20 protein-coding genes and 1 riboswitch are annotated in these 25,182 nt (G+C 31.9%); of the genes, 4 read left to right on the forward strand and 16 right to left on the reverse strand.

All coding sequences use genetic code 11. The features are described from left to right. Positions 1 to 375: 375 nt before the first annotated feature. From lysS to H527_RS0100510, 4 genes are all read right to left on the reverse strand, one after another. On the reverse strand, positions 376 to 2,067 hold the full coding sequence (gene lysS / locus H527_RS0100495) for a lysine--tRNA ligase (protein ID WP_027410891.1): 1,692 nt from the start codon (positions 2,065 to 2,067) through the stop codon (positions 376 to 378). Between the two features lie 70 nt (positions 2,068 to 2,137). Then, positions 2,138 to 3,034, reverse strand: a complete 897-nt coding sequence (locus H527_RS0100500) for a thioredoxin family protein (RefSeq protein ID WP_027410892.1) — start codon at positions 3,032 to 3,034, stop codon at positions 2,138 to 2,140. Positions 3,035 to 3,199: 165 nt separating this feature from the next. Beyond that, on the reverse strand, positions 3,200 to 3,682 hold the full coding sequence (locus tag H527_RS0100505; RefSeq protein WP_027410893.1) for a DUF1573 domain-containing protein: 483 nt from the start codon (positions 3,680 to 3,682) through the stop codon (positions 3,200 to 3,202). Positions 3,683 to 3,779: 97 nt separating this feature from the next. Beyond that, positions 3,780 to 4,850, reverse strand: a complete 1,071-nt coding sequence (locus H527_RS0100510) for a response regulator transcription factor (RefSeq protein ID WP_027410894.1) — start codon at positions 4,848 to 4,850, stop codon at positions 3,780 to 3,782. 114 nt (positions 4,851 to 4,964) lie between these two features. Here H527_RS0100510 and H527_RS23415 point away from each other — a divergent pair, with 114 nt between their 5' ends. The 3 genes from H527_RS23415 to lipB all read left to right on the forward strand — a co-directional run bounded on the left by H527_RS23415 (position 4,965) and on the right by lipB (position 7,562). Next, positions 4,965 to 5,120, forward strand: coding sequence for a YqaE/Pmp3 family membrane protein (locus tag H527_RS23415; protein ID WP_081414525.1), 156 nt, complete (start codon positions 4,965 to 4,967; stop codon positions 5,118 to 5,120). A 74-nt stretch (positions 5,121 to 5,194) separates the two neighbouring features. Beyond that, entirely contained in the window at positions 5,195 to 6,766 is a 1,572-nt protein-coding gene (locus H527_RS0100520; RefSeq protein WP_027410895.1) for a S41 family peptidase, read from the forward strand. A 94-nt stretch (positions 6,767 to 6,860) separates the two neighbouring features. Next, complete coding sequence (gene lipB, locus H527_RS0100525; protein WP_027410896.1) at positions 6,861 to 7,562, forward strand: lipoyl(octanoyl) transferase LipB; 702 nt, start codon at positions 6,861 to 6,863, stop codon at positions 7,560 to 7,562. Between the two features lie 78 nt (positions 7,563 to 7,640). Here lipB and H527_RS21075 read toward each other — a convergent pair whose 3' ends face one another. The 3 genes from H527_RS21075 to H527_RS0100540 all read right to left on the reverse strand — a co-directional run bounded on the left by H527_RS21075 (position 7,641) and on the right by H527_RS0100540 (position 14,839). Next, complete coding sequence (locus H527_RS21075; protein ID WP_081414526.1) at positions 7,641 to 11,294, reverse strand: reprolysin-like metallopeptidase; 3,654 nt, start codon at positions 11,292 to 11,294, stop codon at positions 7,641 to 7,643. A 351-nt stretch (positions 11,295 to 11,645) separates the two neighbouring features. After that, positions 11,646 to 14,114 (reverse strand): hypothetical protein, encoded by a 2,469-nt coding sequence (locus H527_RS0100535; RefSeq protein WP_027410897.1) that lies wholly within the window; start codon positions 14,112 to 14,114, stop codon positions 11,646 to 11,648. Positions 14,115 to 14,236: 122 nt separating this feature from the next. After that, on the reverse strand, positions 14,237 to 14,839 hold the full coding sequence (locus H527_RS0100540) for a ribonuclease HII (protein ID WP_027410898.1): 603 nt from the start codon (positions 14,837 to 14,839) through the stop codon (positions 14,237 to 14,239). A 135-nt stretch (positions 14,840 to 14,974) separates the two neighbouring features. Between H527_RS0100540 and H527_RS0100545 the strand changes: the two genes are divergently transcribed. Next, the gene (locus tag H527_RS0100545; RefSeq protein ID WP_027410899.1) at positions 14,975 to 16,969 is read left to right on the forward strand and encodes a putative porin; all 1,995 of its coding nucleotides are present in this window, start codon (positions 14,975 to 14,977) and stop codon (positions 16,967 to 16,969) included. A gap of 20 nt (positions 16,970 to 16,989) precedes the next feature. On the opposite strand, the gene H527_RS21080 is transcribed toward H527_RS0100545, so the two are convergent. From H527_RS21080 to H527_RS0100590, 9 genes are all read right to left on the reverse strand, one after another. Next, on the reverse strand, positions 16,990 to 17,391 hold the full coding sequence (locus tag H527_RS21080; protein ID WP_035087064.1) for an HIT family protein: 402 nt from the start codon (positions 17,389 to 17,391) through the stop codon (positions 16,990 to 16,992). Between the two features lie 49 nt (positions 17,392 to 17,440). Further along, positions 17,441 to 18,379, reverse strand: coding sequence for a sirohydrochlorin chelatase (locus H527_RS0100555; RefSeq protein ID WP_027410900.1), 939 nt, complete (start codon positions 18,377 to 18,379; stop codon positions 17,441 to 17,443). 179 nt (positions 18,380 to 18,558) lie between these two features. Next, positions 18,559 to 19,278 carry a uroporphyrinogen-III C-methyltransferase gene (gene cobA / locus H527_RS21085; RefSeq protein WP_035087033.1) on the reverse strand — a complete coding sequence of 240 codons (720 nt, stop codon included), beginning with the start codon at positions 19,276 to 19,278 and terminating at the stop codon, positions 18,559 to 18,561. After that, positions 19,278 to 20,093, reverse strand: coding sequence for a Rossmann-fold NAD(P)-binding domain-containing protein (locus H527_RS0100565; RefSeq protein ID WP_027410901.1), 816 nt, complete (start codon positions 20,091 to 20,093; stop codon positions 19,278 to 19,280). The genes cobA and H527_RS0100565 overlap by 1 nt, the downstream gene beginning before the upstream one ends. Further along, entirely contained in the window at positions 20,083 to 20,904 is an 822-nt protein-coding gene (locus tag H527_RS22920) for a (2Fe-2S) ferredoxin domain-containing protein (RefSeq protein WP_051316569.1), read from the reverse strand. Before H527_RS22920 ends, H527_RS0100565 begins: the two co-directional genes overlap by 11 nt. 111 nt (positions 20,905 to 21,015) lie before the next feature. Next, a riboswitch (cobalamin riboswitch) is annotated at positions 21,016 to 21,204 on the reverse strand. Between the two features lie 12 nt (positions 21,205 to 21,216). Then, positions 21,217 to 21,741 carry an AAA family ATPase gene (locus H527_RS0100575; RefSeq protein ID WP_027410902.1) on the reverse strand — a complete coding sequence of 175 codons (525 nt, stop codon included), beginning with the start codon at positions 21,739 to 21,741 and terminating at the stop codon, positions 21,217 to 21,219. Beyond that, positions 21,741 to 22,667: an adenosylcobinamide-phosphate synthase CbiB gene (gene cbiB / locus H527_RS0100580; RefSeq protein WP_027410903.1), complete on the reverse strand. Its 927-nt coding sequence runs from the start codon at positions 22,665 to 22,667 to the stop codon at positions 21,741 to 21,743. Before cbiB ends, H527_RS0100575 begins: the two co-directional genes overlap by 1 nt. Beyond that, the gene (locus tag H527_RS0100585) at positions 22,649 to 23,671 is read right to left on the reverse strand and encodes a pyridoxal phosphate-dependent aminotransferase (RefSeq protein WP_027410904.1); all 1,023 of its coding nucleotides are present in this window, start codon (positions 23,669 to 23,671) and stop codon (positions 22,649 to 22,651) included. The genes cbiB and H527_RS0100585 overlap by 19 nt, the downstream gene beginning before the upstream one ends. Then, entirely contained in the window at positions 23,668 to 25,131 is a 1,464-nt protein-coding gene (locus H527_RS0100590; protein ID WP_027410905.1) for a cobyric acid synthase, read from the reverse strand. Before H527_RS0100590 ends, H527_RS0100585 begins: the two co-directional genes overlap by 4 nt. Positions 25,132 to 25,182: the final 51 nt, after the last annotated feature.

Here is a 25,182-nt window from a genome sequence, read left to right on the forward strand (position 1 = left end):
CTTAAGATTATTAAGGTTTATTTAACTTGTGGGTAACGTTATCCTGTGAAATCAAAAATATATTTGTATGGGGTAATATTTTAATAAATATAAACGGAGATATCGCTGGAGTAGCGATTGTTACTTCTTCAATCAGTTTTCTGGGGGTAGAAATAGATAGAAGATATCTCCTGATATAAAATTATGGAGGTTACCATTAAGTAGCAATAGTGTATTGTAAATACTGTTGTCTAATAAGGATATGCAATTGCTGTTGGGGTGCAGTTTTTGTATAGCTTAGAATTATTTAAAAGGAAAAAACGCGATCTAATGATCGCGTTTTTTATGGATATGTTATTTTTATATAGTTTTATGGAAAGAGGATTTTTTATAAAACTACTCAGCAATTTCTACTATTAAGTTTTCTTCGGTTTTAGTAACTTTTGCTAATCCTAGTTTTGAAAGCCCTTTCATTCCTTTATCCCAGGCTTTATTACTTAATCCACTTGCGTTTTTAAGATTTACTAATACCAAGCTTTTTTCTTTTTTAAGAATATCAAAAATTATCTTTTCATTTTCATTAAGTTCTACTTGTTTTTTCTCTGGTCGCATCTGTGGGAAGAATAAGACCTCCTGTATAGATTGGTTATTTGTCATAAACATGGCTAATCTATCAATACCGATTCCAATACCCGAAGTTGGAGGCATACCATATTCTAATGCACGTAAGAAATCCTGGTCTATAAACATTGCTTCATCATCTCCTTTTTCAGATAATTGTAATTGATCTTCAAAACGTTCTCGTTGATCAATTGGGTCATTTAGCTCTGTATATGCATTAGCAAGTTCTTTACCGTTTACCATTAATTCAAAACGCTCGGTAAGTCCTTCCTTAGAACGGTGCTTTTTGGTAAGCGGACTCATTTCTACAGGATAATCGATAATAAAGGTTGGTTGAATGTAATTTGCTTCGCATTTTTCTCCAAAAATTTCATCTATCATTTTTCCAACTCCCATAGTTTCATCAACTTCAAGCCCTAAATCTTTGGCGGCTTGTCGAATTTCGTCTTCACTTTTTTGGTATAAATCATATCCAGTATGTTCCTTAATAGCATCTAGAATACCAATACGTTTGTAAGGGGCTTTGTAATTTATAATATTGTTTCCAAATTGTACTTCAGAAGTACCATGCAGGTTCATTGCTACTTTTTCTAATAGCTTTTCAGTAGTATCCATCATCCAGTGGTAATCTTTGTATGCAGCATACATTTCCATTACTGTAAATTCTGGATTATGCGTGCGATCCATACCTTCGTTCCTAAAGTCCTTTGCAAATTCATATACCCCATCAAATCCTCCTACAATTAGACGTTTTAAATATAACTCATTGGCTATACGCAGATACAATGGGATATCTAACGCATTATGGTGTGTCATAAACGGACGCGCAGCTGCACCACCTGGTATTGGTTGCAGAATAGGCGTTTCTACCTCTAAAAACCCCATTTCGTTATAAAAATTACGAATGGTATTTACGATCTGTGTACGTTTAATAAAAGTATCTTTAACCTTAGGGTTAACCACAAGATCTGCATAACGTTGGCGATATCGTAATTCAGGATCGTTAAATTCATCATGTATATTTCCTTCCTTATCTGTTTTAGGAAGAGGAAGTGGCTTTAGAGATTTGCTAAGTAATGTAAAGTTTTTTACTAAAACTGTTTTTTCGCCTACTTTGGTGGTAAAAAGTTCTCCTTCAATACCTATAAAATCTCCTATGTCTAAAAGTTTTTTATAGACTTCGTTGTATTTAACTTTATCCTCACCAGGACAAATTTCATCTCTGTTAAAATATACTTGTATACGGCCATCGGTATCTTGTAACTCGGCAAAAGAAGCACTTCCTTGTATTCGTCTGGACATTAATCTACCTGCAATAATGACTTTTTTACCATCTTCAAACTTGCTCTTTATCTGTTTCGAGGTATGGTTAACCGGGTATAAAGGTGCCGGATAAGGATTGATACCTAGATTACGCAAAGCGCTTAATTTCTCTCGTCTTACAAGTTCTTGTTCTGATAGTTGCATAAATTCGTCATTTTAAAGGCACAAAAGTAGCCTATTTGAAGAATTTAAAGAAAAGTCTGCTTAAAAACTTTTACTCTAGATTAGATGCGGCACTTAATTCATTAATTTTATTTTCTATTTCTTCATTATTGGTAAATTCTAATGATTTTTTGTAGTATTGGATTGCATTGGTACGATCCTTTATATAAAGATATTTGTCGGCAAGATTTATATAGGTTTTGGCTTTTTTTGGAAACAATGCTATATTAAATTTTAATACTTCGATAGCTTCTTCTTTTTGATGCCCATAAAAAAGTACACTTGCATAGGTGTTTAGTTCGTATAAATTTTCTGTTTTGTCTTTAAATTGTTTTATAAGTTTTTTGGTGTTTTTAGAGATATATGAAATTCCTTTTTTAACTAGTATGTCATTCATTAAAATTACCGAACTATATTTTGGAGTATAGTTTTTGGTAAGTAAAGCAAGTATGTCTTCTTCTATAGTTTGTAGGGGAGATTCTACAATTCGATTAACTTCTATACCGTTTTTATAAAAAATAAAAGTAGGTACTCTGTGAATAGTAAGCCCTTCGTGTTCTCCACCCGGACTTTGCTTATAAGTTTCCTTGTTTCGATCTACTGCTATAATGGTTAATCGATCTAATGAGAAATTACTTTTTTCAAGAACCTTATAAAAGCGAGGTACTTCTCGTTTACTATCTCCACACCATGTGCCCATAAAAAGAGTGATAGTATAGTTGTTTAATATAGGTTTTAAAGAATCAATGGTACTTTGTTTTGGGGTATACTCTTTATAGTTTTTTAAAAACCATTCTTGATAAGGTTCTTGCATAAGTGCAGGTTTATTTATTTTTCCTAAAAGTATAGGAGGGTTTGTTCCTTCTTTAACCTCAAGATTAAAAGATTGAGAATAGAGTGTACTTGCATATAAAATAAGAGATATAGTAAGGTGTAAAATTGTTTTCATTGTATGAGTTTTATATTTATGATAAAGACATAAGTTCCTCAAGGCTTGCTTCGAAAAACAGAATGTTTATATTTTCAAAAGCAAACCTGTCGAACTTATATGTGTTTGTTGGTTAGTGTAAAAGGTGTAGGTGATACTCTCTAAAAGATGAGTAGGAAAGGGTTTTTACTTGCTTATAGGTGTGCCACTGCTATTAACCTTTTTTTTAGGAGTAACCATAGCTTTTATTTTAAGGGTTTCGGTACCATTTTGTGTATTAGTGGTTATGGTAACTTGCTTAGTTTGCATATTTGGTTTACCATTAGAATTAAACGTTACCAGTAATTCTGCTGCAGCACCAGGAGATATAGGTTCTTTAGGCCATTTAGAAACAGTACATCCACAGCTTCCTTTTGCACTAATAATAACTAAAGGGATAGCACCTGTATTAGTAAAAGTAAATTTATGTTCTACAATATCTCCTTCGTCGATTACTCCAAAATCATGAGTAGTTTCTGTAAAAGCCATAATAGGAAAACTTGCAGGTTTTACGTCCTTACTTGCAGTAATTTCAGAGGTATTAAGAGCTACATTTTTAGTGTCGGTATCTTTACAAGATATAAAAGATAATAGAAATAGACTTGATAGAATTAAAATAGAATTTTTCATTTCGCTTTGTTTTTGAATTAGAGTTTCAAAAATCAAAATATAGGCTGATAAAATCTATAACAATGGGGTCGAAAAGAGGACTAGAACCTAGGTGGAATTATTTTTTATTGTTGTTAAACAGGGTTTTAACTTCGTCTCTGGAGCTAACGTCTAATTTTTTATACAAATTGTTTATATGGGTTTTTATCGTGCTAACACTTACGAAAACCAAAGAAGCAATCTCTTTATTGGTCTTATCTTGGAGAATAAGGTCCAAAACTTTTTGTTCTTGTTGGGTTAGGTTTTTTCCAATAGTATTAGATGTATTTTGTTTTTTACGGTAGATAATAAACTGAAATATATTATATGTAATGGAAATTCCTAATAAAAGTAATAGAGGTATAATCCAGTTTTTTTGTGAAGATGTTTGTTTTGGGTGAATCAAAAATTTATCCGAAGCTAATTCTGCTTTATATTGTTTGGTATAAGTACTGTTTGGATATTTTTTTTGTAACCGATCTAATAAATTATCATAATATGCATTTTGTTGTAAATCTTCGAGATAGTTTGCATATAGGTTATTTGCCTTTTCTGATAAAAATGTATACACATAAAGTTCTGTTAAGGGTTCATTTTGTTTTTTTGCAAATTGTTGTAAAGTAGTAAACCATTTTTTAGAATTTATTTTTCTGTTAGTTTCGCTTCTATACGAAGCAAAAGCAAAACGCATCTCATCTATGATAGAGTCGACTCGGATAAAAGCATTACTTTTTTCGTTGTTAGAAACAATTTTACAAAACATTTCATTATCAAAAGAAAAAGGTAAAGCAAGTGTATCGGTATTATTGGCAATAAAAAGAATTTCTTTACTGTGTGGGCAAAATCCATTAAAATGAATAGGCTTTTTTTTATTTTCTGTACAATTTTCTATATGAATTCTATACATGTGGTTTTGTAAAGGGAGATTATCTCCCGAAAAACTAAAATACCCAACAGAATCGTTTGTCGTTTTTTGAATGATTTGTTCTGGATAAACGCCCGATAATTTTCTGTAATCCTCTATCATAGATAAATAAATATCTCCCGACCAGTTTTCTTTATCTACATATCCAGAAAACTGATATTGTGCAAATACTATTTTTGGATAAGCCAATAGTAACAGATAGATAATAAGGTGTACTAATTTCATATATTCGTAAAACTAGTTAAAAATATAGAAATTAATTTTAGCATGATATTGTAACATAATAAAATTGTTGTCTACATATAGATATAATCTTTAATTTATTTTACACAAAAATATATGAGTATTTGGAGAGTTTTATTAGCTATTTTTTTTCCACCATTGGCGGTTTTAGACAAAGGCTGTGGTTCTGTTTTAATAGTATTGTTGTTAACTATTTGTGGTTGGGTACCAGGAGTTATAGCAGCATTGGTTATCCTTAATAACCCAAAATAAAGAAAAATTCACATGTTGGATATCTGTTTTTGATATAGCACAAATTTAGGTGGTATTATAAAAATCAATTTTTTATGGTTAGAAAATTCCTTATATGTGCATTGGTAATCTTATTGTTAGGCTGCTCTTCTGTAAAAAAATATAATGAGCAAATAAGCAAATTACACAGTATTGAAGAAATACAAGAAGATATTGATTTTACGTATCATAAATTACAGAGATTTCATCCAGATTTATATTGGTATATTAGTAAAGACTCTCTGGATAAAAAGATAAGCACTTTAAAACAGAGTATAAAAGCTCCTGTTTCTAGTATTGAGTTTTACAAACGCTTGGCTCCGGTAGTGGCAAGCATACGACAGGGACATACTGCTATTTATTCTCCTAGAAAAAAACAATCCAAAAAAGAGAAAAAAACAAAAGGTAAAAGAAGTTATGGGTTTAAATCTCTAGCTTTTGAAGGAGAGGGAGGTAAGGTTTTTATAAAGAAAAACTATGGTAAGGACAGTACTTTGATCGCTGGGTCTGAGATATTGAGTGTAGATAATGAAAAAACAAATGACTTATTAAATTATTTTAAAAAGCTTCATACAGGAGACGGGTATAATACTACTTTCATTCCTAAATACACCAGTTCTAATTTTGGTTCTCTATATGCCAGAACCCATGAACAAAAAGATAGTTTATTGGTGACTTTGAAAACAGAGGATAATATATATTCTCGTTATGTATATGCTAGTTACAGTAAAGAAAACGAGGTTTTAAAAAAAGACACAGTTACGGTTCCAAAACAAAAAATAAGTAAGCAGGATAAACAAATAGCTAGAAAAAAGAATAAGCAAATCCGTAAGTATCAATATAAGTATGGGTATGATTCTTTTAAAAAAGAGTATAACAGAAATTTTGAATTTATAACATCAGATACTACCGCTACTGTTGCTTACATGAAGATAAGAAGCTTTACTAAAGGAGGTTATAAAGATTTTTATAAAGAAATTTTTTCGAAAGTAGATTCTGCAAAATGCCAAAACTTGATACTGGATTTAAGAGGGAATTTAGGAGGTAGGTTGTCTGAAATTGATGAACTCTACTCGTATGTAACAGATAAAGAATATGTATTTGTAGAAAAAGCGAAGATGACTAAACGTATGAGTTTTTTATATCCTTTTTTTCATGCAAAATCTTGGGTAGGAAAAACCGGAGCGATACTGTTTTCTCCTTTGTTAACGATATATCAATTTTTTAAAGTTAAAAAAGTAAAAGGAACCCCTTATTTTAAACTTAAATATAATAAACTTCGAGATCCAAAATCTAATGCCTATACTGGTAAGATTTATGTTTTAATAAATGGAGAAAGCTTTTCTGCAAGTAGTATTTTATCTACACATTTAAAAGCAACCAAACGAGCCACATTTATAGGAGAAGAAACTGGCGGAGCTTATAACGGAACTATAGCAGGTTTGTTTACGATACTCGAACTTCCTAATTCTAAAATAAATATGCGTCTTGGTCTTATGAAAATTAATGCCCCTTATACAGTTCAACCAGATGGATTTGGAATACTTCCAGATGTATATATTCAATCTAAAAGAGATAAAGATCAGGAACTAAACTGGGTTTTGCAAAACATAAAAAAAGAAAACTAAAATATGTATAGATCATTAAAGGGTTTTTTTAAATAGAAAGAGGACATTGTTTTCTCTTTTTTATCCTTGTATCTTTACCATTCTTTATATAGTTATGAATAAAAAAATTCAATTTCAGGATATTGGTAGTAAAGATTTTAAAGAAACTTGGGAGTATCAGGAAGATCTTTTTAAAGGTATTTTAGATATAAAAATAAAAAACCGAAGAGAAGATGCAGGCTTAGAAACACCTAATTACTTTCTTTTTGTAGAACATCCACATGTATATACGTTAGGCAAAAGTGGAGATATTAGTAATCTTTTGTTGTCTGAAGAACAGCTTAAAGAAAAAGAAGCTACTTTTTATAAAATTAATAGAGGAGGAGATATTACCTATCATGGCCCTGGGCAAATTGTAGGATATCCAATTTTGGATCTCGATAACTTCTTTACTGATATACATAAATATCTGCGTTTCTTAGAAGAGATGGTAATTCTTACTTTAGCAGAATATGATATTAGTGCAACTAGAAGCAAAGGCGAAACTGGAGTATGGTTAGATGTAGGAACTCCATTTGCACGTAAAATTTGTGCTATGGGGGTTCGTGCCAGTCGTTGGGTAACGATGCATGGCTTTGCTTTAAATATAAACGCTGACTTAGGATATTTTGATCATATTATCCCGTGTGGAATAAAAGGAAAGGCCGTTACATCACTTCAGGTAGAATTGGGGCTTGAAAAAGTAAATGAAGAAGAGGTTAAGAAAAAGCTATTAAAGCATTTTATAGCACTTTTTGAGGCAGAGTTCATAAAATAAATATGTATTAAGCAAAAAATGAGCGGCACATTTTACTGTACCACTCATTTTCACGTAATAATTAATTGTAAATACTATTTATTCTTTTACAAATTGAAAAGATTTGTATTTACCTTTTCCTTCTGGGTTAAGTTTTAAAATATATAATCCTGATGGTAATGAAGCTGTGTTAATTGTTTTAGAAGTTAGTTTACCGCTCATGATAATTTTTCCAAGTAGATTAACAACTTGGTATGAAGTATCCTTTTTAGAGGTTACGTTTAAAATGTTTTCATTTCCTACTGGATTAGGGAATAAAGATATTTGTATAGGGTCTGTAGTAATAGTTTTTTCTACAATTACCGTAGATCTGGCAGAAGAATTTCCAATAGTAAAAACTGTAGCTTCGGATGCTCCAAAAGATCCTCCAGATGCTATAGTTATACCTTCAGATATAAGCGTGTAAGATCCGTTACCATAAGAACAGCAGATACCATCTCCATAACTATCTCTAATTGTAAAAGTATAATTTCCAGGTTCTAAACATTCTGTTACAGAAAGTGTAGATCCATCTGGTTGTGTACCATACGTTCCTCCTGATGCTACTACTTGATTATTTTCGTTAGTAATTTCCCAGCTTGTTTCTTCTGGATAGTTGTCAAAATTAAGGGTTAATACTGTATCTGTACAAGTAGTTTGACCACCACCTTCGGTAAGACGTACATTGTCGATAGCTATATCTCCTTGCCAAGTGCTTCCTGTAGCTCCACTAAAGCGTAGTTTTACAGTAGCTCCTAAATAAGTATTTAAGTTTATGTTTTCAGATACCCAAGAATTTCCTTGATTTCCTGATTTTGACCATAAAGAGGTCCATGTTGTACCATTATCGGTACTAGCTTCTAAAGCCAAGCTTCCCATGCTTGCGGCACCATACATATGATATTGAAATGTAAAGTTTGCAGCTGTTAGATTACTTAAATCAAAACAAGGGGAGTTTAATATAGCTTTTTTTGTAGGGAAATTAGGAGAAGAAGACTCCATGTATACATAATATGTTCCTTCTACAGCACTTGCAGGACCTGTATTGTTTGAAGGGGTTCCATTAGCATCTACAGTCCAGTTAAAATCGTCAGATATATCTTGTGTCCAAGAACCTAAAGTATTTTCAAAACCTTCAGTATAAGGAAAAGAAGATATATCTGCAGTACATAAATTACCGCCAGAAGATGGTAATGTTGTAATGTTTAAGGTATTACTAGCGTTAGAGAGATTACCTGCAGCATCTTTAGCTTTTATACTAAAAGTATATGCTGTATTTGGAGATAAGCCAGTAACTTGGTATGAGGTAGTGGTAACTGTAGTAATTACAGTTGTTCCTCTATAGACATCGTATCCACTAACTCCTACGTTATCTGTGGAAGCATTCCAATTAAGATCTGTAGATGTCTGTGTTGTATTAGATGCAACCAAACCAGTTGGAGCTGTTGGTGCTTGAGTATCTGTTTGCGATGCTGTAGTAACATTTACACTGGTACTAGCAGTAGATATATTACCTGCAGCATCTTTAGCCTTTATACTAAAATCATAAGATGTATTAGACGATAAACCAGTAACTTGATACGAGGTGCTGGTTACTGTAGTGAGTACTGTGTTTCCTTGATATACGTCGTACCCAGTAACACCTATGTTATCTGTAGAGGCGTTCCAGTTTAAATCTACAGAGCTTTGTGTTATATTAGAAGCAACTAGATTTGTAGGGACTGATGGTGCTTGCGTGTCTCCGCCAGTGCTCCCAGTAATAGTAAAATTGGCATTAGAAATGTCGTAGAAAATATGACCAGAACCTCTAACCATAATTCTATTTTGTGTTCCTGCAGCATTTGGTACGGTTATCGTTTGAGAACCATCATTAGTAACAGCAGAAGCAATTGTTATAGGGTATGTGTTTCCTCCATCGGTAGATAGCAAAATATCTACATTAGTTGCATTAATACCATTTGCAGTCGTTCCTGCTACTGCCCAAGTAACCGTTTGTGTAGATCCTGCAGCCCAACTTACATTACTGTTAGGACTGTTTACTACAAAAGGCCCTGCAGCGCCAGCTACAGTTATTCTGGTGTCATCACTAGCACTACTTGCGCCACCAGCAGCATTATCTCTTACGGTAAGTCTAAAATTCATAGTTCTACTTACAGAAGGAACCACCTCCCAGGTAGAAGATGTTTGACCTGCAATTACTGTAGGTAATGCTGGCATATATCTATCGGAAGATGCAGTAGGATTTAAAGATCTAAAAGCTGGCCCGTTAGTAGATGTTGCAACAGGAGGCATAGTAGCTGGTTGTGCATCCATCTGCTCCCAACAGTATGTTAAGTTGTTTCCAGAATTGGCATCAGAACCATTACCTTTTAAAACAAAAGGAGTAGAAGCAGGGATAGTGTAATCTTGTCCTGCATTTGCAGTTGGGGCAGCATTACCAGTATTACTTTGTGTACCACATCTACTATTTCCTTGAGAGATGTTTTGCCACATTTCTTGTATACTTATAGCATGAAAATATGCATCACTATTATTTTGTACATTAGGAGAGCAGATACCTGCATATCCCATAATTGTAGATGCGCTTCCTGGTTCTACAGATGCACTAGATCTTTGACAACTGTTATTTTGAGTGTGATTTCCTCCGTATTGATGCCCCATTTCATGTGCAACATAATCTACATCATAAGCATCTCCAATAGGACGACCACTACCAGTAATCCCTCTTGCTTTAGAATTTGTACAAGGAGATCTAAGTTGTGCTAAACCGCCGCCGCCTGTACTAAATGCATGTCCTATGTCATAGTTAGCAGAGCCAATAACATTATCACATACTGTTTGACTTTCGTTTATTAAAGAACCAGCATTATTGTTACTCAAATTATCTGTATTTGCATCTAAAAAAATGATATCTGTATTGTTGTTTACAAGAACCATTGTTAAAGCCAAGTCTTTTTCGAAAATACCATTTACTCTTGTCATGGTAGTGTTTATAGCCGATAATACAGCTTCTTTTTTTACTTGATCAGATGCATTTGAGCTAATTCCTTGGTTGTTTATATGAAATTGAGAATACTCTCCTGTACATGCAATTGCAAGTCTAAAGGTTCTTAATTTGCCATCATTTGCATTTTTAGTTGCATTATTTTTTTGGTTTGGCAAGTTGGATTGTACACTCTCTTCAACCAAGCATTCAAAACTATTGGGGTCTGGAGGTAAGTCTGATTTAGAATAAGAAATATAGTTTTGCTTATCTTTTGTATATGGATCAATGTAAATGGTAGAATGATTACCAGAAGTTATCATTGCATGTAGCCCAACTTTTGAAAAACTGAATCTTGCAAAAGATGTAGGGTCATCGATACCATAGCCAACAAAAGATTTAATACTAGGAAATCTATTTGCCAAATCTTTATCTAGAACAGAAGCTTCTAGAATTCTAAATTTCTTAAGTACTCCTTCATTAGTAGGAAGAGTCATTATAATTCCAGAATTTTTTTGCTGTGTTCTGGACGGAGTGCTTTGTAAAATAGAAGTTAATTCATTGGTGTTTAAAGTAAATAATTGATACTTAGTTGGTGTTGTTTTTCTAAATTCTTTGGGTTTGGTTTGAGCTTTTCCGGATGATATGGGACTCCATAGTTGTGCATTAATACCAATACTCGTCATTAAAAATGCGAGCACCAGTATTTTGTTAAAAATACTTGTTTTCATAATTGAGTTGAATTTGTGTTAGTAAATATGTGTCATTAAGGGTTACAACTCAAATTGTTAAACTTTAGTATATGTGATAAGTAATTTAACATGTTTAAACAGGTATATTGATCTAAATGAGGAAGATATTGGTAAAATTGTATTTTCTTGTATGGGTTGATTGCTTTGAAAACTAGGGTAAAAAAATGAATGATAAATTCAAAAGGATAAATTGTATAATCCTTTATAAAAAGGCGAACGCATCTCGATAAACTTTAAATACAAATACCTTCTTAGCAAGATTGCTCATTTATTATCCCGAAATTTTTGTTTTGTACTCTCTTTATAGAGTTTGAAAATATTTTCTACAATCTAATTAATTTGATAGATTAAAACACTGTTTTCTTCTCCCTGAACAACAAATTCAATATTAGAATCTTTATCTATATTTCCCATGCTTAATACCGAGTTTCCGTAGACAGGAAAGTTTGGAAATAGCTCTCCGTTACTGTCATATAAATACACTTTTTTAGCTTGTATATCGGTAATTGTAATATATATCTTATTATTAATAAAATATAGTTTTGGTTCTGTATATACGCCAAAATCCAATTCTAGAGTTTTACCTTTTATGGTGAGTTTATTTTCAGAGAGGGTTACTAATGTTTTGTTAGTAGCAACAATTAGATTTTCTTCTTGTAAGTTTAGGTTTTGTTTTACAAAAGAACCATCATTTTGTACTTGGATTAGTTCTCCAGTTTTAGTTGTTGACGTAAGCTTTTCCAGATATGGATACCATTCATTTTTAGAAAAATTAATTTTTTCTTTTACATTTATTCTTGTTCGTCCTAATCGATCTAGAATAGTAAGCTTTCCATTCTTTTCTGGAAGTAAGATATAATCTTTGGATCCTATTCTAATATGTTTAGGTGGTAAAATAAGATCTGCTTCTGTAGCCTTAAATCTAAAACCTTTTACTATATCTGCTTCAGCATTATACATAGTAACAGTGTTTCCTTGAGTAATTAAGATACGATATCGTTTGTTCTTGTCATAATCGAATAAGGCAAGTGGTTGTGTAATAAGTTTTTCAAATTTTTTTGGATAAGGTTTTACATCTTTACCATCACGATCTACTAGGTATAAGGTGCTAGAAGTATTAAATAATAACTGGTAACGACCATTTTTATAGATATCAATTTGTTGAATATCTCCTAATATTTCTCCGTCAATTTGTTTTTTCCAATAAATAGACCCTACATCAGAAATAAGGTATAAATTATTTTTAACATCTTGGACAGCAATATCCATTCCTTTGGTTCTATGATTTTTTACAAGAATGGGTTTTTTTAGAATTTTATCTTCTAGAGTGGTAGAAGCTGTTTGGATTACAGATGTAGCAGATCCTTTAGCTCTGTTTTTTTGTAAGATACAATGAATGTGAGCAAAATCATTTTCTTTAATAATCTGTAATACTCCTATTTGGTATTCATCATCTTTAAGGTTTTTCCATTGCTCTGTATGATCTGCTTCTACATTTTTAGCAATATATTGCTTAATGTTTTTAACAGAACCAGTTATTAATATAGAAGATTCACTAGATAGATCTTTTATAGTAGTTTTATAATATTCTTGATTAAATAGTAAAGTTTGATTTAAAATATTGGCAATAACATCCCGAAGAGAATCCATAGTAGAACCAAAAAATATAAACTCGTCTTTAATAAAATAATATTTTGCATCAAAATTTTTAATCAAAGGATTTAGAATGTTAGAAAAAGAAGAGGGGTTGTCGTACTTATAGATAGAAATATTTCTGTAGGATTCAGCTTTGTTTTCTTCCAGATTTTCTTTAATAGTTTCTATGTCTATGGCATTTAAAACCAGTATATTTTCTTTTTCTAGAAAAATCATTCCAATTTCTGATACATTAGATAATATATCATTTAAGTCTGTTGGAATATCTTCCAGATCTCTATCCTGTGCTTTAGATAAATTCTTTTTTAATACATCATAGTCGTTATAGGTATAGGAGATAAATCCTTTTGCAGTGACAGGAGTGACTTTAGAAATTTTATTTTCCTGAGGTAATGTGTTATCAAAAATCCCTATAGTACTGGATAAAGAGTCTTTTTCGATAGCAATACCATCCAGATAGATTGCGCTTTGTTCTATGGTAGCATCAGCAGATATCCAACCACTAAAATTATGTAGAGGTTTTAAATCTGTATTGGGTAATAAAGTATTATGGATATTCTGTAGCTTTTTTCCATTTAATAATAATGATAAAGTATTTTCGGTACCAGAAACGTCATATACTTTTTGTAAATCTTTATCTATAGGCAAAGGAGCTGTTTGCATTCGTATTGCATTTTCTATCAATAATTGAGAGGAAGAAGCTATTAATACACTATCTTTTTTAGTAGCAAAAAATATTTGATCGTTAGATGTTATTTTATATATAGTACGACTTGAATAGCTAATAGTTTCCACCTTTTTTGAAGGTAAAGAGTCTTTATGAATTAAAGAAGGGTTAAATTTTGAAATATAAGTGTACTCGAAATCATTTTTTCCTAAAGGAGAGAAGCATAATAAACCTTCTGTTTGATTTTTTTTATCTAAAACAGAAAGGTCTTTAAAGTATTTAAAAAACTCTAGACTCTTATTTTTTTTAATAAAATCATTGTCTCTCAGTTTACTGGTAGCACCTTCTAAATCATTGATTTTAATAATAATTTGGCTATCTCTAGGGATATAATCTATTAAAGAGTTAGATTGTTGTGATATGTCGTCACAAGAAATAATAATAATTAGTAAAAGAACAGTAACTATTTTTTTCATTGCGCGAATACGTTTTATGTTTCTGGGTTGGGTTATCAAAATAAAAAATCAATTTTCTGATTTAATAATCGAAAAAATACATTAATATACAATGTATTTTTTATTAAGTTCCAAAGATATAATTATTTAAGATCTAGTGCGAACTGTTCAGGTAATAACCTAAAGCTTTTTCTATGATATTTAGTAATACCATACTTGCGAATAGCATCTCTATGTTCTCTAGTAGGGTATCCTTTGTTTTTTTTCCAGTTATACATCGGATACTCTTCGTGTATTTTTTCCATAAAATCATCTCTAAATGTTTTTGCTAAAACAGATGCCGCAGCGATATTCAAGTACTTTGCATCTCCTTTAATAACGCAAGTATGTGGTATATTATGATACGCTTTAAAACGATTTCCATCTACAATAATATGTTCAGGTTGAGGGTCTAATTGCCCGATAGCTTTTTGCATAGCAAGAATAGAAGCGTTTAAAATATTGATTTCATCTATTTCTTCCATAAAGACATGTGCAACACCATAAGTTAAAGAACAGTCTTCTAATAAGGGTTTTAGATGTATTCTTTTGGTTTCACTTAGTTGTTTAGAGTCATTAAGCATAGTATTACTAAAATCATCAGGCAGGATTATAGCCGCTGCAGTAACCGGACCTGCCAGACAACCTCGACCAGCTTCGTCGGTGCCGCATTCAAGAATATTAGGGTTTAATTTTAATATAAGCATAACACGAAGATACAGTATGAATAGAATACCTAAAAAACTATTTTTAAAAATTGAAAAGAAAGTTACTCTAAACAAACAATGAGTACCCTATACTTTCGTTAAAAAAGTATATTTTTGCCACAGTTCAGCATTCTAATGAGAAAAAACGTAGTATTCATAATTATATTTCTATCTGTTTCTATACTTTGGTCGCAAGATAGAAAATTAGAGGAAACAGAAAAAGGTGCAGATATTAGTACCGAAAGATCCCAAGAACCTAAAACTTCCTTAAGAAGACCTAAGGATAAAAAGGAAAAACCTCCTATAACGGAGTATAAAATTATTACGATAGAAAATGATACCACATATTTAGATACTACACTATCTATACAAAAGGATTATAAATTTAATTATCTGCGTAGAGATGATTTTGAGTTATTACCAATACATAATGTAGGACAATCGTATAATAGTCTTGCTAAGCAAGAAGAAAAAGATCATTTGTTACCTCTTTTTGGAGCCCGATCTAGGCATTTTAATTTTATGGAAGTTGGAGATATAAGATATTATCATGTTCCTACACCTCTTACCGAATTATATTTTAAAACTACTTTTGAACAAGGACAGCAGTTAGATGCTTTCTTTACAATAAATACCTCACCACGACTTAATCTTTCTGTCGCTTATAAGGGAGTGCGCTCTTTAGGTAAATTTCAACATGCACTAACCAGTTCGGGTAACTTTAGAGCAACAACAAGTTATGTAACCAAAAATAATCGCTATAGAGTACGTATGCATTTTGTTACGCAAGATTTACTTAACGAAGAAAACGGAGGCTTGTCTCCGCAAGGTATAAATCAATATCTGGCACAAGCAGAATTTGTTGGAGAAGAAAGTGAATTTAAAGATAGAGGATCTATATCGGTTAATTTTCAGGATGCACAAAATAAACTTTTAGGCAAACGTTTTTATTTGGATCATCAATTTGCAATTCTTAAAAAAACAGATAGCACAGCTTCTGGTATATCTGTCGGGCATATTATGGATATTACCGATAAGCGATATTTATTTGATCAGGCAACAATAGCTCCTAATGATCTTTTAGGAAAATCTTATGTATCAGCAAATCTTTCGGATAATGTAGCCTTAGAAGATTTTACTAATCAAGTGTTTTTAGAGTTTAATAATCAATGGCTAGGAACATTGCGAGTATTAGGAGAGAACTCTAACTATAACTATGGATATAATAGTTTGCTAAATAGAGCAGATGGTTCTGGTAATACAACAAGTATTACAAACCGTATTAAGGGAGATGTGTACACTGTAGGAGGAGAGTATAGTAATACCTATAAAGGTTTTAATTTATTTGCAGATGGAAAATCTATTGTTTCTGGGGATTTTGAAGGTACTTATTTTAATGTGGGTGCTGGTTATGATTTAAATGATCAATATGGTGTTTTAACAAAAATAAGTTCAAGCTCTGTAGCGCCAAACTATAATTTTTTACTCTATCAAAGTGATTATATAAATTATAATTGGCAAAATGATTTTAAAAATACCGAAACTCAAAAACTAGAAGTAACTCTTAAAGCAAAAAGAATAGCAGAATTAGAGGCTAGTTACTCTACTATAAATAACTATTCCTATTTTACAAAAAATGCAGATTTAGCAATTGTTCCATTACAATATGTGGATAATATCGATGTGTTAAAAGTGAAATTAACTCAAGGGTTAAAATATTGGAAACTTGGTTTGGATAATACCATTATGTATCAAAACGTACAGGGAGGAGATAATATATATAATGTGCCAGAATTTGTAAGCCGAAACAGTTTGTACTATGAGGATCATTGGTTTAAAAAGAAGGCTCTTTTTTTACAGGCAGGAATAACTTTTAAATATTTTAGTGGATACAAAGCAGATGGGTATGATCCTGTTTTGTCAGAGTTTTATGTCCAAAATGTAGAAGAAATTGGCGCGTATCCACAATTTGATATATTTTTTAATGGTAAAGTAAGACAAACACGTATTTATTTTAAGTTCGAAAATATAGGAGAAGCTTTTCAGCAAAACAATGAGTTTTCTGCTCCAGGTTATGCTACAAGGGATGCCGTGTTGCGATTTGGTTTGGTTTGGAATTTCTTTTTGTAGAGAAATAAAATATTTTAGTTTTATTTTAGTCTTTCGATCATTGTATCAAAATCTTGAACCCATTCTGGGTGAGGTGTCCATTTAAGATTTTGACCATCGCCCCTTTTTCTAGGAACAATATGAAAATGTAAATGAAATACTTCTTGTTGTGCCTCTGCGCCAGAGTTACTAATAATTTGGATATTATGTATTCCTAGTTTTTCTTCATATAGCTTAGATACTTTTTTTACTATAGAAATTACCGCGTTCAATTCTTTTTCGGGAATATCAAAAATATTAGTGTAATGTTTTTTTGGGATAACTAATGTGTGATATTTGCTTGCTGGATGGATGTCTAAAAAAGCATAAACGTCTTCGGTTTCATAAATTTTCCAAGACTTAGCTTCTCTTTTTACAATTTTACAGAATATACAACTGTTCATATATATGTATTTAATAAAAATTATTGTTTTTTTAGAACATAAACAGGGTTCAAATCCCAAGAGCTTTTTTAATTTTATTACTCAAAGAGCTTTTAATTTCCCCAGGTTTTTCGTCCTCTTCAAACAAAATACCTTTTACATTAAGGTGATGTCCTATTTGTTCTTTACCATAATCCTGTTCAAAGCCTACTACTTGTTTACGATATTTACATAACTGACAATTCATATATGCAGTACCTGATTTAGCTTCTTCTAAACGTTCATCAAAAGCTTTTAGTAGTAATTCATCAGTACCAAAAGGAGCTGTATATATATATTCCTGATTCGAGGTAGAATTCATGTCCGTTACATGATTATAAATACGTTCTAATAATATTCCTGTAAAAAAGAAAAAAGGAATAACAATGGTTCTTTTAAAGCCTAATTTCTCGATCATTTGTAAAGATTCATCTACTTTTGGATATGCAGTACCACTATAAGCTGTGGTTGCAAATCCAAATCCCATTCCTTCCCAAAGCATACTGGTTAGCTTACATACATCGCTATTGGCATCTGGGTCTGTAGTGCCTCTACCAATAACAACCAAACAAGTTTCTTTTCGATCTAGTTTGGATAAAGTAGATTCTGTTTCTTCAATTCGTTTTACAGCAAGATCTAATAAAAAAGAATTTACCCCAATATGTTTTCCCATAGCAATGGTTAGGTCACTATGGTAGCTTTGGATGGTATTTAATTCATATGGAATGTCATTTTTGGCATGTGATCCAGCAAATAAAATTACTGGTAATGCGTATATCTTTCTAATTCCCTTTAGATACATTCTCTCTACAGCAGCTTCATAAGTAGGGTGGTTAAATTCTAAAAAACCATAATCTACTTCATAATCTGTTTTATAACGATCCTGAAGTATGGTAACGAGTTTTTTAAAAGAAGTTACGGCAGCTTCTCTACGACTACCGTGCCCACAAAGTAAAATTCCTTCTTTCATTGCTTTTCTTTTTTAATCTAATTTTATCTTTAATCCACATTGTGGAGTTTAATTCTTCAAGGCTTTCCTCAAAAACAAAATGTGTTTTTTGGAAGCATACCTCATGAGTTTACTCCGAGGTTATTGATTTATAATATAAGTGAATCCTATTTTGTGTTAGTATAACAAAATTTGATATACTAAATAGGATTTGCTCCTATAATTAAAACTACAGGCATCTGTAGGGTACTTTTTTTGATTTTTTCTTCAATATTCCCTAAGGTACCAGTCATAATTTCTTGATTAGTTCTGGATACGTTAGAAGCTGCATTTACAGGGATACTATCATCTTTGCATACCTCTAAAAGTTTTGGGATAATTCTGTTAAGGCTTTTAAGTCCCATGTATATTGAAATGGTATTTCCTGCCTTAAGCATATGTGCAATACCTGTAAGTTGTTCAAAAGAGTAATCTGCAGTATGTGCTGTGCATATAAGCATTGCATTGGATTTGTTTCTTTCGGTAATAGGGATATTAAAAATATTGGCTGCAGCAAGTGCGGCAGAAATACCTGGGATTACCTCAAAAGGGATATTTTTTTCGGTCAAATATCGTGCTTCTTCGGCTGCTCTTCCATAAACATATGGGTCTCCAGATTTTAGACGTACGACTCTCTTGCCTTTAAGGTGATATTTGTGCAATAAATCATTGATTTTTTGTTGTCTTTCTAGTTGATCGGAAGCATCCCCAAATTTACGACCGACATATATTTTTTCGGCAACTTTATTTATTGCTAATATAGGATCAGAAACGAGATTATCGTGCAAAATCACATCAGCTTCTTGAATTAGTCGAGATGCTTTTATAGTTAATAAATCCGGATCTCCCGGGCCGGCTCCTACAATAGTTACAGCATACATTATGAAATTAGTTTTAATGGATCTGGGTAAATATATGTATATCCTAAAAGAGTTTTACTTTTGGTGTTGGATATAATTTTAAAGTCTGTTTCTTTTTGTTGAATAAAATTAGGAGGAGTAAGCCCTATGTTTTTAGCTGCAAGAATATAGTATTCCTTTCTAATAGGATGCTTGTCAGCACAACCATTTATGATTTCCCCCCAAACATTCTTTTCTATAACCGCATTTATCAATCCTATGCAGTCATCTCTATGAATTACATTAATAGGTGCGTCTCCATTTTGTACATTTTTTTTATTAGCAAGAAACCGACCAGGTAAACGATCTTCTCCAATAAGACCAGATAAACGAATAATAGTCACCCGATCTTTTAAATGTTCTTGTAATAGCTTTTCTACAGCAGCAACAGCTTTACCAGATTCTTTTTCTGGTTGTATAGCTAATGTTTCTAAGACTTCTCCATTAGTATTTTGATATACTGATGTAGAACTAATAAAGATTACTTTTTGATCTTCAGAAATAAACGGAAGTATATGTTGTATTTGTTCTTGATATATACTTATAATATTAGGAATTCGTTTAGGAGGAAAATTAATAACGATAACTTCACTTTCTTTTAAAAAGGCGATATAGTTTTCTTGTTTAGATTCCCCCAGAGTAAAAAGATGAGGTGTGATTCCTTTTTCTTTTAAAACCTCTAGTTTATTTGGTGTAGTTGTAGAACCTTTTACGGGATCTCCCTTGGTGATGCGATTTATAGCGAATGGCAACCCTAGCCATCCGCAACCTAATACGCTTATTTTTTTAGACTTCATTATTTATTCTAATATTGTTTGGTGACATAGCAAGGTAAACAGTAAGAATGTGCTCCCATGTAGAGGTATCCTTTTCTTTAATCCAAAGTGTTACCAGATGCTTTCCTTTTTTATTTTTTAGGCGAATTGCCTTGGTAAAGATAGTAGTTTTTTTAAGCCAGATTACCTCTGCGATACTTACTTTTCGATCTGCTATTTCTTCTGAAATGTCTTTAGGGATTCCTGCAATTGCTAATTGCAAATCCACTTCTTTACCTGTAATTACAACCTCATAAAGATCTGTGTAATCTACTTGGTGTGGAGATGTTATTTCAATAATCTTATGATCATACTGTTGTATAGCAATAGGTCTAGGTTCTTGAAATAAGTATTTGAATAATGGATAGAGGTGTTGGTCTGATGCAAAAGATCGGGCAATTAAAACTTCTCCTAATTCTGGATCTATTTTAGAATTGAAAACAACTGGAGCTACAGTTTTTTCATTATTGCTAGTTAACATTGACCAGCCTTCTTTATATAACAAGTATTCTTCTACAGGCAGATCTTTTTCTAAATGAGATTTTAGTATAGATACTGCTTTATCGGGAGTAAGATTTTTGTACCAAAAATTACCAGGTTGTACAATCCATGTTGGAGCATCCTCGCATCTACCATTACATCTGGTTTTTATGGTATGTGTGGTATCCCAAAATTTTTTATTACGAAGATAAGCTCTGGCTTCGCGTATGGCGATCTCACCTTTCGCTTTTTGACAAGATCCTCCGTCACAAAACTGGAAGGTAGTGTTTACTTTACTTATGTTTTTTCCCATGATTAAAAGAAATAAAACAGGAAAAGAAGCTAATACAGGAATATGTTTTTTTAGATACTAAAAAATAATAAGAATCCCTGTTTGTAACCAACTCTTTACCCGAGAGTTACTATTATGTTTCGATACATGGCAGGTCTCCTGACTTTACACAATTATGAAGACCTTCCCATAGCCTTGCTACAGTGGTATATAGATCATAATTTTTAAATGTGTATTACAGTTGCGGGAACAGTTTTGGATTTACACCAAATTCCCTTTTCATCTTTTGTTTCCAAAAGAACCATAAATCATTAGCGAAGATACTTTTTTTGATTAAATAATGGATCGTATAAAATCTACACGTTTTGTTAAAGTTGTTTTTGGTACAATTTTAATGGTAAACCCAAGGTTTAGGTATACTTCTGTAAGATAATAATGTATATGTTCTGCTTCTGGATAAGATTGAGGACGTTGGGGGTCATTTACATAAATTTCTTTCCAGAGGGGAAGGAAGAATACAGTAGAGGAGTAGTATGTTTTAAATGGGAATTTAGATATATATTCTGGGATAGAATACGATTTTGTTTTTAGGTATGCAATAATGTCGGGTAATCCACGATCTACAAAAGTGTTTTCTGAAATAAAAGAGTCTAATTCTTTGATGGTTTGTTGGTATACCAAATCAGCAAATCCACTAAGATCTTCCCAAGGAGTTTTATTGCTTTTTATCTTTTGTTGATGGATAATTGTTTTTCTGGAAATTTCTTCAAAACAAGAATACCCATTTTCTTCTAATGTATGGATTAGACTTGTTTTTCCTGTCCCAGGAGCTCCAGTAATAATGTATCTTTTGTGCATTATAAAAAATAGTAGACACTACAAATTAGGAGTACAAATATAAATGTTACTTTTTGATTGATGCTTGCTACTGTTTTTATTTCCTCATCTTTTAAAATTCGATCATTGTTTCCGATAAAAGGTTTGTCTATTAGTTTGCCATGATAATAATTAGGTCCTCCAAATTTACAATCCAGAATTGCAGCAAGGGCAGCTTCGGGATATCCTGCATTAGGGCTAGAATGTTGCTTGCCATATTGTATTACAAAAGAAATTTTATGCAATTTAAATGTAACTAATAACATTAGAAAAGCTGTAATTCTTGCTGGAATATAATTAGCTACATCGTCTAGTTTGGCAGCAAATTTGCCAAAATTTATATATCTCTCATTTTTATAACCTATCATAGAGTCTAAAGTGTTAATCATTTTATAACTCATGGCTCCTGTTACGCCAAATAAGGCATAATAAAACAGAGGAGCAATTACCCCATCACTAAGATTTTCGGATAATGTTTCGAATACTGCCGTTTTTATTTGTTGCGAATTTAATTGATCAGTTTCTCTACCAACAATCCAGGATAATCGTTTTCTGCCTTGTTCCAGACTTTGTTCTAAAGCTTTAAAAACAGCTTTGCCCTCATCTATTAAACTTTTATTTGCTAATGCATAAAAAACGAATATTGAAGTGTATATATTATGAAGTATAGGATATGGGGTAGCTATGACATGCGTTGAATAAAAAAATAAGATAGTGATAGTTAGCAATAGTATAGTGAGTAACCCGCCTTTCTGAAAAGCAAATGGGGAGGTGTTTAGTTGATCTTCGCCATATTGTATTGCATTGCCAAATATCCGTATAGGATGAGGTAACCATCTGGGATCTCCTAGTAGTAAATCGAGAATGTATCCTATGATTAGAGGAGTAATTATTGTAGTATACTCCATTGCTGTAATGCATTAACTAATAGCTCGTTTTTTTTAGGATCTTGACTTGCAATCCTAATATAATGTTCGTCTAATCCTCTAAAATTAGAAGCGTCTCTGATAAGAAGATGGTGCGTATGTGCTAAATAATTTTTAAGAGAGGAGGCGTTAGGTTTCTCTAATTGAACTAAAAAATAATTGGTTTCAGATGGGATAACAGTTAGTCCTTTTATAGTATTTACTTGTTGTTGTAATTTCTTACAATAGTCAAGGAGTATTGCCATATTTGGTTGTAAATCTTTATAGTTTTCGAAAATAAATTTTCCTGCTTCGATTGCCATAGTATTAACACTCCAAGGCATTTTTGATTGCTGAAGTTTTTCTCCTGTTTGTTTACTACATAAAATATACCCTAGTCTTAATCCTGGTATAGAAAATAATTTAGTTAATGATTTTACAATAATAAGATTATTATATTTTTCTAAAAGCAAAACACAAGATTCTGTTTTAAAAGTAAAATCAATATAAGCTTCATCCACTATAAACATTGTATTAGGAAAATTCTTTACCATTTTTTCTATTTCTAATACTGAATTACTAAACCCGTTAGGGTTATTGGGATTACATAAAAACACCAAATCTTCATTAAAAGAAATATTTGTTACCTCAGAGCGATCATAATAACGAATTTTTAAAGCACTTTTTTTACAAGCATCTTCATACTCAGAAAAAGTAGGAATGCCTATTGCTGCTTTTTTACCCCAAAACACAGAGGTAATGTTGTAAAAAGCTTCTGTAGCACCATTAGTGATTAGTACTTGAAAGGCATCTAACTCATGAAATTCTGCTACTTTTTGCGTTAAAACATCGGCATTTGGAGTGGGGTAATTTGCAATAAGGGGTAATTGTTGCCCTAAATACGACAATATTTTTTTAGAAGTTCCTTCATACCAAATATTAGAACTAAAGTTTGCTTTAAACGGTATGTTGTAACGATAGCCGTCATCTCCATGTCCGTATATCATAATATGGTATGCATTTCAGCGATAATAGAATCAATATCCATGTTTTCTTCTAATAAGTTAGCTAGTTTGTCATAATTTTCTTCTTTATAAGCCTTATAATTAAAAAATGTTTTTTTATTTGTAAAATCATGTAAAAGATCTTCAATCACCTCATTATGATCTAAAATGCCATGAATATAGGTTCCCCAACAATTACCTTGTATCGATCCTTCGGGATTGTTACTTATATAGTTTAACGGTTTGCAATCTTGCCCTATAGTTTGCCCCATGTGGATTTCATATCCCATAAGTTTTTTGGGTGAATTTTTATAAGTAAAACTACATTGCGTAGTGGTTTTTTCTGAAGTTAATATGGTGTGTATAGAAAAAATGCCTAATCCGGGAATTGCTTTAATATCGCTTTCTACTCCCAAAGGATCTTTAATTGTTTTTCCTAACATTTGATATCCACCACAAATACCAATAATAGGTTTTTGTAATTCATTGGCTTCTAATATTACTTTAGCAATTCCTTTCTCCCTAAGAAAAATCAGATCTTGTATGGTGTTTTTACTTCCTGGTAAAATAATAATATCTGCTTTGGCTATGTCTTTAGGATCGTTAGAGTAAAAAAGATGTGTTCTGGGATCTTTTTCCAGAACATTAAAATCTGTATAATTAGAAATATATGGCAGTAATACCACTGCGATATTGATTTGTCCAATTGCTATAGTTTGCTGTTTTTTTTGCAAAGCTACAGAATCTTCTTCTTCAATATAAATATCTTTGGCATATGGTATGATTCCTAAAACAGGGATTCCTGTTAGTTTTTTTAACATACTTTTTCCTTCTTCAAATAAAGAAATATCCCCTCTAAACTTATTAATAATAATACCTTTTATCAATTCTTTTTCCCAAGGTTCTAAAAGCGCGATTGATCCATATATACTAGCGAAGACCCCTCCTTTGTCGATATCTGCAATAAGAAAAACATTTGCTTCTGCTGCCTTAGCCATTCGCATGTTTACAATATCTCTATGTTTAAGATTAAGTTCACTAATGCTTCCTGCTCCTTCTAATACAATGGGATTGTAGCTTTGTTGAAGTCTTGTAAATGCGGCTTTGGCTTCTTCAAAAAGATGCATTTTATTATTTCCTAAAAAATATTCTTTAATAGTTTGATCTCCTATAGGTTTACCATGTAAAACAACTTGAGATTTATTTGCTCCAGAAGGTTTTAATAAAATAGGATTCATATCAGTAGAAGACTCAATTTTACAAGCCTCAGCTTGCACTGCTTGTGCTCTTCCGATCTCTAAGCCATCTGTGGTAACAAAACTGTTAAGGGACATGTTTTGTGCCTTAAATGGGGCAGGAGAATACCCTTTTTGTTTAAGCAGTCTACAGATGCCTGTTACAATAATACTCTTACCAACATCCGATCCTGTACCCACAAACATAATAGGGCGTAATTTTTTCATCTTTATTTATGCAATGAATGAACTTCAAAATTAATTAAATAATTGGGTTGA

Source organism: Aquimarina muelleri DSM 19832 (genome assembly GCF_000430665.1).
In the GTDB taxonomy this organism is placed as follows: Bacteria; Bacteroidota; Bacteroidia; order Flavobacteriales; family Flavobacteriaceae; genus Aquimarina; species Aquimarina muelleri.

Bases quoted from the DNA above. Each gene is read 5' to 3' on its own strand.
- lysS (WP_027410891.1), bottom strand. From the start codon at position 2,067: ATGCAACTATCAGAACAAGAACTTGTAAGACGAGAGAAATTAAGCGCT.
- H527_RS0100500 (WP_027410892.1), bottom strand. From the start codon at position 3,034: ATGAAAACAATTTTACACCTTACTATATCTCTTATTTTATATGCAAGT.
- H527_RS0100505 (WP_027410893.1), bottom strand. From the start codon at position 3,682: ATGAAAAATTCTATTTTAATTCTATCAAGTCTATTTCTATTATCTTTT.
- H527_RS0100510 (WP_027410894.1), bottom strand. From the start codon at position 4,850: ATGAAATTAGTACACCTTATTATCTATCTGTTACTATTGGCTTATCCA.
- H527_RS23415 (WP_081414525.1), top strand. From the start codon at position 4,965: ATGAGTATTTGGAGAGTTTTATTAGCTATTTTTTTTCCACCATTGGCG.
- H527_RS0100520 (WP_027410895.1), top strand. From the start codon at position 5,195: ATGGTTAGAAAATTCCTTATATGTGCATTGGTAATCTTATTGTTAGGC.
- lipB (WP_027410896.1), top strand. From the start codon at position 6,861: ATGAATAAAAAAATTCAATTTCAGGATATTGGTAGTAAAGATTTTAAA.
- H527_RS21075 (WP_081414526.1), bottom strand. From the start codon at position 11,294: ATGAAAACAAGTATTTTTAACAAAATACTGGTGCTCGCATTTTTAATG.
- H527_RS0100535 (WP_027410897.1), bottom strand. From the start codon at position 14,114: ATGAAAAAAATAGTTACTGTTCTTTTACTAATTATTATTATTTCTTGT.
- H527_RS0100540 (WP_027410898.1), bottom strand. From the start codon at position 14,839: ATGCTTATATTAAAATTAAACCCTAATATTCTTGAATGCGGCACCGAC.
- H527_RS0100545 (WP_027410899.1), top strand. From the start codon at position 14,975: ATGAGAAAAAACGTAGTATTCATAATTATATTTCTATCTGTTTCTATA.
- H527_RS21080 (WP_035087064.1), bottom strand. From the start codon at position 17,391: ATGAACAGTTGTATATTCTGTAAAATTGTAAAAAGAGAAGCTAAGTCT.
- H527_RS0100555 (WP_027410900.1), bottom strand. From the start codon at position 18,379: ATGAAAGAAGGAATTTTACTTTGTGGGCACGGTAGTCGTAGAGAAGCT.
- cobA (WP_035087033.1), bottom strand. From the start codon at position 19,278: ATGTATGCTGTAACTATTGTAGGAGCCGGCCCGGGAGATCCGGATTTA.
- H527_RS0100565 (WP_027410901.1), bottom strand. From the start codon at position 20,093: ATGAAGTCTAAAAAAATAAGCGTATTAGGTTGCGGATGGCTAGGGTTG.
- H527_RS22920 (WP_051316569.1), bottom strand. From the start codon at position 20,904: ATGGGAAAAAACATAAGTAAAGTAAACACTACCTTCCAGTTTTGTGAC.
- H527_RS0100575 (WP_027410902.1), bottom strand. From the start codon at position 21,741: ATGCACAAAAGATACATTATTACTGGAGCTCCTGGGACAGGAAAAACA.
- cbiB (WP_027410903.1), bottom strand. From the start codon at position 22,667: ATGGAGTATACTACAATAATTACTCCTCTAATCATAGGATACATTCTC.
- H527_RS0100585 (WP_027410904.1), bottom strand. From the start codon at position 23,671: ATGATATACGGACATGGAGATGACGGCTATCGTTACAACATACCGTTT.
- H527_RS0100590 (WP_027410905.1), bottom strand. From the start codon at position 25,131: ATGAAAAAATTACGCCCTATTATGTTTGTGGGTACAGGATCGGATGTT.